Origin of the sequence: Pseudarthrobacter sp., assembly GCF_036675385.1 — a bacterium.
Taxonomy (GTDB): domain Bacteria; phylum Actinomycetota; class Actinomycetes; order Actinomycetales; family Micrococcaceae; genus Arthrobacter.
Window position 1 is genome coordinate 1 of record NZ_JAKFFD010000006.1, and the last position, 11,105, is coordinate 11,105.

General features: G+C 66.5%; 10 protein-coding genes. 5 read left to right on the forward strand and 5 right to left on the reverse strand.

The features are described 5' to 3' along the window. Positions 1-256: 256 nt before the first annotated feature. The 5 genes from V6M49_RS00225 to V6M49_RS00245 are packed head-to-tail and all read right to left on the reverse strand — an operon-like array spanning position 257 to position 5,879. Complete coding sequence (locus V6M49_RS00225; protein WP_058931582.1) at positions 257-1,357, reverse strand: polyprenyl synthetase family protein; 1,101 nt, start codon at positions 1,355-1,357, stop codon at positions 257-259. Then, the gene (locus V6M49_RS00230; RefSeq protein WP_332759369.1) at positions 1,354-2,685 is read right to left on the reverse strand and encodes a geranylgeranyl reductase family protein; all 1,332 of its coding nucleotides are present in this window, start codon (positions 2,683-2,685) and stop codon (positions 1,354-1,356) included. The genes V6M49_RS00225 and V6M49_RS00230 overlap by 4 nt, the downstream gene beginning before the upstream one ends. Positions 2,686-2,688: 3 nt before the next feature. Next, on the reverse strand, positions 2,689-3,465 hold the full coding sequence (locus V6M49_RS00235) for a demethylmenaquinone methyltransferase (protein WP_252569854.1): 777 nt from the start codon (positions 3,463-3,465) through the stop codon (positions 2,689-2,691). A gap of 12 nt (positions 3,466-3,477) precedes the next feature. Next, positions 3,478-4,494 (reverse strand): L-idonate 5-dehydrogenase, encoded by a 1,017-nt coding sequence (locus tag V6M49_RS00240; RefSeq protein ID WP_332759374.1) that lies wholly within the window; start codon positions 4,492-4,494, stop codon positions 3,478-3,480. Then, positions 4,491-5,879, reverse strand: coding sequence for an MFS transporter (locus V6M49_RS00245; RefSeq protein WP_141141334.1), 1,389 nt, complete (start codon positions 5,877-5,879; stop codon positions 4,491-4,493). Before V6M49_RS00245 ends, V6M49_RS00240 begins: the two co-directional genes overlap by 4 nt. A gap of 202 nt (positions 5,880-6,081) precedes the next feature. Here V6M49_RS00245 and V6M49_RS00250 point away from each other — a divergent pair, with 202 nt between their 5' ends. From V6M49_RS00250 to V6M49_RS00270, 5 genes are all read left to right on the forward strand, one after another. Then, positions 6,082-6,795, forward strand: a complete 714-nt coding sequence (locus V6M49_RS00250) for a GntR family transcriptional regulator (RefSeq protein WP_332759378.1) — start codon at positions 6,082-6,084, stop codon at positions 6,793-6,795. Between the two features lie 27 nt (positions 6,796-6,822). After that, a complete protein-coding gene (locus V6M49_RS00255; protein ID WP_332759380.1) occupies positions 6,823-8,169 on the forward strand; it encodes an isochorismate synthase in 1,347 nt (448 codons plus the stop codon). Positions 8,170-8,347: 178 nt separating this feature from the next. Beyond that, positions 8,348-9,148 carry an ABC transporter substrate-binding protein gene (locus V6M49_RS00260; protein WP_332759381.1) on the forward strand — a complete coding sequence of 267 codons (801 nt, stop codon included), beginning with the start codon at positions 8,348-8,350 and terminating at the stop codon, positions 9,146-9,148. A gap of 113 nt (positions 9,149-9,261) precedes the next feature. Beyond that, a complete protein-coding gene (locus tag V6M49_RS00265; protein ID WP_104061771.1) occupies positions 9,262-10,053 on the forward strand; it encodes an amino acid ABC transporter permease in 792 nt (263 codons plus the stop codon). 11 nt (positions 10,054-10,064) lie between these two features. Then, positions 10,065-10,868 (forward strand): amino acid ABC transporter ATP-binding protein, encoded by an 804-nt coding sequence (locus V6M49_RS00270; RefSeq protein ID WP_141141337.1) that lies wholly within the window; start codon positions 10,065-10,067, stop codon positions 10,866-10,868. Positions 10,869-11,105 lie beyond the last annotated feature (237 nt).

Consider the following 11,105-nt stretch of genomic DNA (forward strand, 5'->3'; position numbering starts at 1 on the left):
AGGACGCAAGGCATGTGACACGCGCAGTAACAGCAGGCTTGCATCCTGTGACAAAGCTGTCATAGACTGTTCACGGATCCGCTAAACGCCTCCGGCGGGTCTGATGCGAACGGAGATATAGCCCCGGTTCGACGCAACGTGTGATTCGTTTCGTTGCTGAGAACCGGGGCTATTGCATTTAACGAGCTCCCCCAAGCAAAAAGCAGGGCCCCGGCCAGGTTCCACCCCGCCGAGGCCCCGCTGCAAAAGAAGAGAATCAGCTGGCGCGGTCCACCACAGCCAGGGCGAAGTTGGACAGCGAGGACTTCACAACACCCTCCGGAAGCGGCGCCAGCGCGGCAATGGCTTCGTCGGCCCAGCGGCGGGCAACTACCCAGGACTCAGCGGTGACGGGGTGCTCGCGCAGCCCGGCCACGGCGGCAGCCAAGGCAGCGTCGGAGGTCAGGTCCCCATCAATGAGCTTCAAAAGTTCGACGGCGGACTGGTCACCGGCCGCAGCATCGCGCCGCAGGAACAGAACGGGCAGCGTGGGCACCCCCTCGCGGAGATCCGTACCCGGGGACTTGCCGGACTTCACCTTGACGCCGGTGACATCAATGACGTCGTCGGCGAGCTGGAAGGCCACGCCCACCTTCTCGCCGTACTCCACCAGCAGGTCCTCGTAGGCCTCGTCGGCACCGGCGAAGATGGCACCAAGCTGGCCCGACGCGGCCACCAGGGACCCGGTCTTGTCCGCGATGACGGACAGGTAGTGCTCCACCGGATCCTCGTCCGGGCGCGGGCCTACCGTTTCGTGCAGCTGGCCCAGGCACAGCCGCTCGAACGTCCGCGCCTGGATGCCCAGCGCACGGGAACCAAGCTCGGACACCAGGATGGACGCGCGGGCGAAGATGAGGTCGCCGGTGAGGACCGCCACGGAGTTGCCCCAGACCTCGTGGGCCGTGGGGGCGCCGCGGCGGAACGGGGCCGAGTCCATAACGTCGTCGTGGTACAGAGTTGCCAGGTGGGTCAGTTCCACCACCACGGCCGCCTGCACCACGGCAGGCAATGAGGCGTCGCCAAGGTGGGCGCACAGCAGCGTCAACAGCGGCCGGATACGCTTGCCGCCGGCTTCCACGAGGTGACGCGACGTTGCATCAGCCAGCGGATCGGAGTTGGCAATGGCCTCGCGGAGCTTCTTCTCCACGCGGGCCAGGTTATTGGTGATGGCGGGGCCCAGCTCGGCGTCCTCCGCGATGGCCGCAAAGCCCGCGGGCAGCTGCAGCCCCGTGGCAATGGCGGTGGTATTGAGGCTGGGTTCGGAGTCCGGCAGGCCGTGCCCGGCGTGCGTCCAGCTGTGGTCTGCGGAGTTAGTCACTGGTTAACCCTAACTTTTTGTTGCGAATACCGCTGGTTCGATGCCGATGGGGTGTTGGAGGTGGCCGGAACCAGCGACTCCAGGACGCGGATGGCCCGGTCCTCGAAGCCTTTCGCGGCCGGGTCGGTCAGGTTTGCGAGCAGCCGCACCACAAAGCGCATCAGCACGGGAATGGGCATCCCGGTCCGCAGCGCGAGCTTCATCACGGCGGGTTTTCCAATCAGCGCGGCAAATGCCCGGCCCAGCGTGAAGTGCGATCCCCACTGCCCCCGCACATAGTCCGCGTACCCCGCGAGGTGCGCGTCGGCGTCGTACATTGCCCCCGCAGCAGAGGAACGGGCGGACGCGTCGACGATGAACTCCGCCGCGAACCGTGCCGATTCCATCGCGTAGGAGATGCCCTCGCCGTTGAACGGGGAGACCATGCCGCCGGCGTCGCCCAGGAGCAGGAGGCCGGGCGAGTAGTGCGGGGTGCGGTTGAAGCCCATGGGCAACGCGGCGCCGCGGATTTCGCCCACCTGGTTGTCCGGGGTGAAGCCCCACTCGGCGGGCATGGCGGCGGTCCACTCGCGCAGGACCTGCTTGTAGTCGAGCTTGCCGAATTCCCTGGACGAGTTCAGGATGCCGAGGCCCACGTTGGAGGTGCCGTCGCCGACGCCGAACACCCAGCCGTAGCCGGGGAGCAGTTTTCCGTCGCGGCCGGGGAGCTCCAGCCAGCCTTCCATCCAGTCGTCATCGTGGCGGGGCGAGGTGAAGTAGGTGCGGACGGCGACGCCGAGGGGTCGGTCGTCGCGCTTGTGGATGCCCAGCGACACGGCGGTTCGCGTCGAGTTGCCGTCTGCGGCGAGTACGACGTCGGCGCTGAAGTCGCGTGACTCCCCCGTCTTGCGTCCGGACTCGTCCAGGAGCGCTGCGCGGACACCGGTCACGCGGCCGTCTTCAGAGCGGAGGGCTTCGGTGACGCTGTGCCGCTCGAGGATTTCGGCGCCGGCAGCCTGGGCGTGGCGGGCCAGTTCCTCGTCGAAGCCCATGCGCGTGCGGATCAGGCCGTACTGCGGGAAGTCGGAGACCTCGGGCCAGGGCAGTTCGATGGTGCGGCCACCGGCGATCAGGCGAAGGCCCTTGTTCCGGCGCCAGCCGTCCGCTTCAGGGTGCGGCAGGCCGAGCTTCTGGATTTCGCGGACTGCCCGCGGGGTGAGGCCGTCGCCGCAGACCTTCTCGCGCGGAAAGCTGGTTTTCTCCAGGACGGTCACGCTGATGCCGGCCTTGGCAAGGTAGTACGCGGCGGTGGAACCGGCTGGCCCCGCGCCGACAATCAGAACATTCACAGGTCAGCGCTGGATGTTGCGGCGAAGCTTTGCCACGGGGCCCTTGTGCGCGGCGATGGCCTCCGCTGCACCCTCCGGCGTGGATTCCAGCGGCTTGGTGGCACGGTGCACGGCCACGATCCCGCCGGTCAGGTTGCGGTACGTGACCTTTTCCCAGCCGGATTCCTGCAGCCAGGCGGCCAGGTGGTCCTGGTCCGGCCAGGCGCGGATGGACTCGGCGAGGTAGACGTAGGCGTCCGGGTTGGAGGCCACCTTCATGGCGATGGCCGGCAGGGCACGCATGAGATATTCCGTATACATGGTGCGCCACAACGGAACCACGGGCTGGGAGAACTCGGCAATGACCAGCTTGCCGCCCGGCTTGGTGACGCGGAGCATCTCGGCCAGCGCCTTCTTGGGCTCGTTGACATTGCGCAGCCCGAACGAAATGGTGCTGGCGTCGAAGCTGTTGTCCGCGAACGGCAGGTTGGTGGCGTCGCCGGCAACGAAGTTGATGTCCGGGCGGCGGCGCTTGCCCACCTTGAGCATGCCGAGGGAGAAATCGCAGGCGATGACATCTATGCCCGCATCGGCATATGGCTCGCTGGACGTGCCAGTTCCCGCGGCCAGGTCCAGCACCCGCTGGCCCCGTTTCATATCCATGGCGTCCACCACGATCCTGCGCCAACGGCGGGTTTGCCCCATAGAGAGGACATCGTTGACGACGTCGTACTTAGGTGCGACGTCGTCAAACATCGTGGCTACTTCGTCCGGACGCTTTTCCAAGGATGCTCGGTTCACCATGCAATTGTCTCAGACAAACTTGAGAAGGACTTTCGACGAGCCCGTCCCCCGGTCCGAAGCCACGGCAAACGCCTCGGCCACGTCACCGGCGTCGAACGTGTGCGTCAGCAGCGGCTCCACGTCCAGCCCGTCCGCCAGGTACGCGAGGGCCTCATCCAGTTCGTCCGCGAAGCGGAAGGTCCCGCGGTAATCAATCTCACGGAAGACGAGTGCGGCGAGCTCGGCCGTCACGGGCCCGGCCGGCAGGTTGCCCACCTGGACCACGACGCCGCCGCGGCGCACGGCCGCGAGGACACCGCCCAGTGCGCGGGCAGCGCCGGAGGCCTCGAACGCAACATCCACCTCGGGAAGCTGCGCGCCGGAACCCACCAGCACGACGTCGTCGGCTCCCATCCGTTTGGCGATCGCCAGCGAGGTTTCCGAGAGATCACTGGCGATGACGCTGGCAGCGCCGGCGCGCCGGGCGGCGGCCACCAGCAGCGCGCCGATGGGCCCGGCGCCGTTCACCAGAACGTCTTTGCCGGCGAGGCTGCCGGCCCGGCCGACGGCGTGGATCGCCACCGCGAGCGGTTCGGCGACGGCGGCCTGCCGGGTGGTGACGCCGTCGGGCAGGCGGCGGAGCTGGCCCGCCGGGACGGCCTTGCGGGAGGCGAAGGCGCCGTCCGTATGGGGCCGGTGCGCGGCGCTGCCGTAGTAGGTGACCTGCGGGCAGAGGTTGGTGCGACCGGCGAGACAGTCAGTGCATTCGCCGCAGTACACGGCCGGGTGGACGGTCACGGCGTCGCCCACCGCGAAGCCCTCCACACCGTCACCAACAAGGGAGATCCGGCCGGCCACCTCGTGACCCAGGACCATGGGATCGGCCAGGATGCTCAGCCCGGAGGCGCCGTGGGCGACGTAGTGCAGGTCCGAGCCGCAGATCCCGCCGTATTCGACGTCGACGATCACCGAGCCGGCCGGGCAGTCCGGGTCCGGACGGTCCTCGAGGCGCAGGTCTCCGGCGGAATGGACAACTACGGCTTTCAAACTGCATCCTCCACGAGTGTCAGGTCGCGTCCCTTGGTTTCCGGGGCGAAGAAAGTGGCCACAAAGGCGATGGCGGAGTAGAGGACCATCATTCCGGCCACCGGCCACCAGGAGTTGGTGAACAGGGCCAGCAGGCCGGCGGCGATGATGGGGGCGAGGCCGCCGGAGAGCACACCGCCGATTTCCTTGGCCATAGCCAGCTGGGTGTAGCGGTTGCGGGAGCCGAAGAGTTCGTTCACGTAGGCCGACTGGACCGAGAACATGCCCAGCACGGAGACGGACAGGCCGATGATCAGGGCCAGCGAGACGAGGAACGGATCGCGGGACTGCATCATCAGCAGGGCCGGGACGGCGAAGCACATCTGGAAGCCGGACAGGGCGCGGTACATGCTGCGGCGACCGAATTTGTCGGAGAGCCAGCCGGCCAGCGGAACCGTGGCGAAGCCGAGGAACGAGCCGATCAGCAGCGCGAAGGTGCCCACGCTCTTGTCCATGCTCAAGCCCGTGACGATGTAGCCGATGAGGAAAGTCTGGATCATGGCCGAGTTGCCGGATTCGCCGATCCGCAGTGCCATGGCCAGGAAGAAGGCCTTGCCCTTGCGCTTGGTTTTGGCGGCCAGCGCGGTGGGTGCTTCGGCGGACTGCCCGACGGCGGCGCCGGACTCAGCGGCGAAGGCGGCGGCAGCAGCGGCGTCGGCGATTTCCTGCGCACGGGCGGCCTCGAAGACGGGGCTTTCCTTGAGGTTGCGGCGCATCCAGAGGGCGTACAGCGTGATGCCGATGCTGGCGATGAACGGCAGGCGCCAGCCCCAGCTCATGAGTGCTTCTTCGGGCAGGAGCGTCAGCAGGACCCACAGGCCGGAGGCCAGCAGCGTGCCGGAGTTGGTGCCGAGACAGACGAAGGAGGCGATCAGGCCGCGCTTCTTGGGCGGGGCATATTCGGCCAGCATGACCGATGCACCGGAGAGTTCTGCGCCGGCGCCGAAGCCCTGGGCGAGGCGGAGGAACACGAGGATGACCGGCGCGGCGAGGCCGATCTGGGCGTAGCCGGGCAGGAAGCCGATAAGCATGGTGGAGACGCCCATCATCATGATGGTGATGACCAGGACCTTCTTGCGGCCCACGCGGTCACCCATGCGGCCGAAGAACCAGGCGCCCACCGGGCGGGCCAGGAAGCCCACGCCGTAGGTCATGAAGGCGATCAGCAGGCCCACTACGGGGTCGAAGTTGGGGAAGAAGATTTTGGGGAAGATGATGGCGGCGGCCAGCGAATAGAGCTGGAAGTCCATGTATTCCATGGCCGTTCCGAGCCAGCCGGATACTGCAGTCCTGATCAGGTCTTTGGATGAGCGCTGGGTGGCGCCTACCTGGATTGTTGCCGTCATGAACCCCTCTGTTCTACGGGCCTGGCCGGATGCACAGCTTCAATGATGCGGCATGGCCAGACGTCTTGGTCTTGCCCCCTTCATCGGGACAACGACTGCCATTCAAGCACTGCCATACCAGTGTGTCAAGAGATGACGCAGCTTGATTCCTGGACCCTTGCGGACTGTGCCCGAGGCCAGGCGGCACGGCTACTGTGGAAGCATGGCCGCCCCCGACACCACCCCGCGCATTTCCGCCCGGATGATGGCGTACGCGCAGATCCGTGAGCGCATCATCTCCGGCGAGGACGCGCCCGGGACCCTCCTCTCCGAGAACGAACTGGCGCACCACCTGGGCACCAGCCGCCAGCCCATCCGAGAGGCCCTGATGCTCATCGCGCAGGAAGGGCTCGTGGAGGTCCGCCCGCAGAGCGGCACCTACGTGACCTACCTCGATCCGGATATCGTGGCGCAGGCCCAGTTCATCCGCGAGGCCATCGAGGTGGCGTCGCTGGCTGACTGCGCCCGCAACATCACCCCTGAAAACGCAGCCGCGCTCTACGAACTCCTGGACCGGCAGGACGCCTGCACCACCCGCGAGGAGTTCTACCCGCTGGACGAGGACTTCCACCGGACCCTGCTGGCCATCGCCGGCCACGAAACAGCCTGGGCCACCGTCTCCAACGCCAAAGGCCACCTGGACCGCGCCCGCTACCTGGGACTCAGCGGCTACCGCGGCATCACGGAGTACGCGGCCGACCACCGACGCGTGCTGGACGCGATCCTCGCCGGCGACCTTTCGGCTGCGGAAGACGGGCTGCGCAGCCACCTGCGCTTCATCCTGGACGACGTCGCGAGCATGCGCGCCGCACGGCCGGACCTGTTCTCCGCCCCTGCCGTCCCCGAGCGACGCACGGGGCGTCCGGCCCGGGTCTGACACGCGCGGGAGTAATGTTGTCTCATCATGACGAGCACGTTCCGAACCCTCACAGTCCCCCTGGATGGCAACGCATCTGCCGGCGGACTGCCGCAGTTCCTGGTCCGGGACGACGTCCTCTGCTGGACCCGCCGCGAAGCCGGCCTGGTGGGCTTCGGCGAGATCGCCCGCTTCACCGCCACCGGCCCTGAGCGCTTCCTCGAAGCGGATATCTGGTGGCGCCACCTGGTCCTCGAAGCGGACATCACCGACTCGGTGGAGCTGCCCGGCACCGGCCCGGTGGCTTTCGGCTCCTTCGCGTTTTCCAAGAAGTCCACCCACGTATCGCGGCTGATTGTGCCCGAGATCGTGGTGGGTGTCCGCGACGGCCGGTACTGGCTCACCCAGTTGACGGTCGACGACGGCGAACTCACCGAAGCAGGCGCCCTCGCCGCCCTGGCCGGCTGGCTGAGCGGTGGCAGCACCCCCGGTGACGTCCCCGCCGGTGGTGAGGCCGGCGCCGTCGAGCGTCCTTTGCCTTCCGCCGACGGGGCCACCCTGCACACCGGTTCGCTCAGTGAAGAAGACTGGATGGCCGCCGTCGCCGCGGGCGTGGCGGAGATCCGGACCGGTGCGCTGCAGAAACTGGTGCTGGCGCGGGACATTGTGGCCACGGTGCCGTCGGGCGTGAACGCCGCGCAGGTGTTGCGCGAGCTCGCCGTGCGGTACCGCGAATGCTGGACGTACGGCGTGGACGGGCTGGTGGGCGCCACCCCGGAGATGCTGATCCAGGTGGAAGGCCGCACCGCCCAGGCGCGCGTGCTGGCCGGGACGCTGGACCGCCGCGATGCGCATGGCGAGTCCGGGATTCCCATGGATTACGCCGAGCGGGTGCTGGCCGGGTCCGAGAAGCAGCGCCACGAGCACGAGATCGCGATCCAGTCGCTGACGTCGCAGCTGGCACCGTTTTCCGAGGCCATGAACGCGCACGACGAGCCGTTCATCCTGGAGCTGCCGAACGTATGGCACCTGGCGTCGGACGTCAAGGCGGAGCTCGCCGAAGTGGAGGGTCACGTGCCCACGTGCCTCGCGCTGATCAACGCGCTGCACCCTACGGCCGCGGTCTGCGGCACGCCCACGCTGGTGGCCGGCGCCCTGATCCGCAAGCTTGAACACCTGGACCGTGGCCCGTACGCAGGGCCGGTGGGCTGGCTCGACGCTGCCGGAAATGGCGAATGGGGCATCGCCCTGCGTGGCGCAGTGATTGAGGATCCGCAGACCGTGCGCTTATATGCCGGTTGCGGCATAGTTGACGGCTCCCAGCCGGCGGCCGAGCTGGCGGAGACGTGGGCGAAGTTCCGGCCGATGCTGGAGTCGCTGGGGATTTCCAGCTAAGGCCGCCATCCCCCGGTGTCCGGAATTCCAGACACTCGCCGCCTCCCGGGTCTTGATTTAGGCTGTGATTTAGTTATCCAATAGTGAAACTAAGTTTCGTGTGATGCACATCTCTCATTCGGCGATACACTATGAACCGATTTAGTACCGCACACCCCTGCAACAAAAGGTAAAGAACATGCAGCTCAAGTCCCTGGCCAAGGCCAAGTTCGCCGCCAAGGCAGCAGCAATCCTGGCCGCCGGCGCACTCACCCTCACTGCCTGCGGCGGCAGCACCACCCCGGCAGCGACCGAGGGCGGCATCCAGCTCATCAATGCCGGCAAACTCACTGTCTGCTCCGACGTCCCCTACGAGCCCTTCGAATTCCAGAAGGACGGCAAGATCGTTGGCTTCGACATCGATATCGCCAATGAAGTAGCCAAGGACCTCAACGCCGAACTCAGCATCGTGGACAGCTCGTTCGAGGCCATCGAGACCGGAACCGCCCTCACCGGCTGCGACGTCTCCATCTCCTCGATTTCCATCACGGATGTCCGCAAGTCGGTCATGGACTTCTCCAACCCGTACATGGACGATGACCTCACCCTCGTGGCCACCAAGGCGTCCGGGATCACGGACATCAACAGCGCCAAGGGCAAGAAGGTGGGCGTCCAGCAGGCCACCACCGGCGCAAAGTACGCGGCGGAGAACGGCATCGACGCCCAGCAGTTCGAGGACAGTGGCCTCCTGGTCCAGGCTCTCCTGGCCGGCACCATCGACGCTGCCCTGGGCAACCAGTCAATCCTGGCCTACGCCATCAAGGATGATCCCAAGTTCGAGCGTGTGGATGACTACGCCACGGGCGAGAAGCTGGGCATCTCCATCAAGAAGGGCAACACCGCCATGGCCGAGAAGGTCAACGGAACCCTGAAGCGCCTGACCGACGACGGCAGCCTGAAGAAGTTCGAAACCACCTGGTTCGGCGAGACCGCCAAGTAGCCGGCACCCCGGACTGACCTTCACAGCCCTGAGAACTACGCCGCTGGGGCCCCGCACGGACTGCGCTGCAGCCCGTCCGGGGCCTCAGCCACGCAAATGAATGTGAGCACCCCATGGCAATGACCGCACGTCAACGGGCCAGAGTAAGCCTGTATGTCCAGATCGGCATCTTCGTTGTGGCCGTGGCCGCGCTGGCTCTGGCCACCGACTGGAAGACCATCGGTACCAGTGTCTTCAACTTCGGCAAGATCGGCCCGATGTTCCCGGACATCTTCCTGGTGGGCCTCAAAAACACCTTGATCTACACGTTCCTTGGCTTTGTCGTGGGCCTCTCCGGCGGCCTGCTGCTGGCCCTGATGAAGCTGTCCAGCTTCCCGCTGTACCGCTGGATCGCCACCGGCTACATCGAATTCTTCCGCGGCGTCCCGGCACTGCTGGTGTTCATCGCCTTCGGCTACGGTGTCCCCCTCGCCTTCGGCGTTCAGTGGAACGTCACCCTGATCGTCATGATCTCACTGGGTATGGTGGCTTCGGCATATATCGCCGAAACCCTCCGCGCCGGCCTGCAGGCTGTGCCCAAGGGGCAGCTCGAAGCCGCACGGTCGCTGGGCATGCCGCAGTGGCGGGCCATGGTGTCCATCGTCATTCCGCAGGCCTTTAAGATTGTCCTCCCGCCGCTGACCAACGAGGTCATCCTGCTGACCAAGGACTCCTCGCTGATCTACGTCCTGGGCCTCACGGCATCGCAGTACGAGCTCACCAAGTTCGGCCGCGACGGCATCTCCAGCCTGGGCGCGGGCCTGACGCCGCTCCTCGTCGCCGGCGCCTTCTACCTGGTCATCACCATCCCGCTGAGCCTCCTGGCCCGGAAGTTCGAAAGCCGCTCCGCGCGGACCAAGCGATAGGCAGGGAAGCCATGAACGACGTCGTAAATTCCTCCGCCGGCAACACCGGCACCATCAACGCGGCCGGAGTGTCCATCAAGGACCTCCGCAAGTCCTACGGCAGCAACGAGGTCCTCAAGGGCATCAGCCTGGACGTTGCCCCGGGCGAAGTGGTGTGCCTGATCGGCCCGTCCGGTTCCGGCAAATCCACCCTCCTGCGCTGCGTCAACCTCCTGGAACAGCCCAACGAGGGCGCCATCCACGTGGGCGGCTTCGAAGCCACGGACCCCGACGTGGACATCGACAAAATGCGCCGCAAGGTGGGCATGGTGTTCCAGCAGTTCAACCTGTTCCCGCACCTGGATGCCAAGCGGAACTGCACCATCGCGCAGACGAAGGTCCTGAAGCGGTCCCAGGAAGAGGCCGACAAGGTTGCCCAGCACAACCTGGACCGAGTGGGCCTGGGGCACCTGTCCGACCGTTTCCCGGACCAGCTTTCGGGCGGCCAGCAGCAGCGTGTTGCGATCGCCCGGGCGCTCAGCATGAACCCCGAGCTGATGCTCTTTGACGAGCCAACCTCCGCGCTGGACCCCGAGACCGTGGGCGATGTCCTCTCGGTCATGCGGAACCTGGCCAAGGAGGGCATGACCATGCTGGTGGTGACCCACGAGATGGGCTTCGCCCGCGAAGTAGCCGACCGTGTGGTGTTCATGGACGGCGGCGTGGTGGTGGAGGAAGGCGTGGCCGAGCGCGTCATTTCCGCACCCACGCAGGCCCGTACCAAGGAGTTCCTGCGCCGGGTCCTGGACCCGACGCACATCGAGATCGAAGAGTAGCCGCTTTCGACGCGGCGCCTGCCTGTCGACGCGCATATGCCCTGTCGCCACCGAGATACCGGTAGCGGCGGCAGGGCATTTGCGCGTCATAGGGCCTTCCGCGCGTCAGCCAGCCGCGAGCGCGATCCTACGCTCCGACGGCGGACACGGCGGCGGCGACGGCGGCCTTGATGCGGGAGTGGAGGGCGCGAAGGCCAACACGGTCGGTGCGGACTTCGATAATGCTGCGCCCATTCA

Bases quoted from the DNA above. Each gene is read 5' to 3' on its own strand.
- V6M49_RS00245 (WP_141141334.1), bottom strand. From the start codon at position 5,879: ATGACGGCAACAATCCAGGTAGGCGCCACCCAGCGCTCATCCAAAGAC.
- V6M49_RS00250 (WP_332759378.1), top strand. From the start codon at position 6,082: ATGGCCGCCCCCGACACCACCCCGCGCATTTCCGCCCGGATGATGGCG.
- V6M49_RS00255 (WP_332759380.1), top strand. From the start codon at position 6,823: ATGACGAGCACGTTCCGAACCCTCACAGTCCCCCTGGATGGCAACGCA.
- V6M49_RS00260 (WP_332759381.1), top strand. From the start codon at position 8,348: ATGCAGCTCAAGTCCCTGGCCAAGGCCAAGTTCGCCGCCAAGGCAGCA.
- V6M49_RS00265 (WP_104061771.1), top strand. From the start codon at position 9,262: ATGGCAATGACCGCACGTCAACGGGCCAGAGTAAGCCTGTATGTCCAG.
- V6M49_RS00270 (WP_141141337.1), top strand. From the start codon at position 10,065: ATGAACGACGTCGTAAATTCCTCCGCCGGCAACACCGGCACCATCAAC.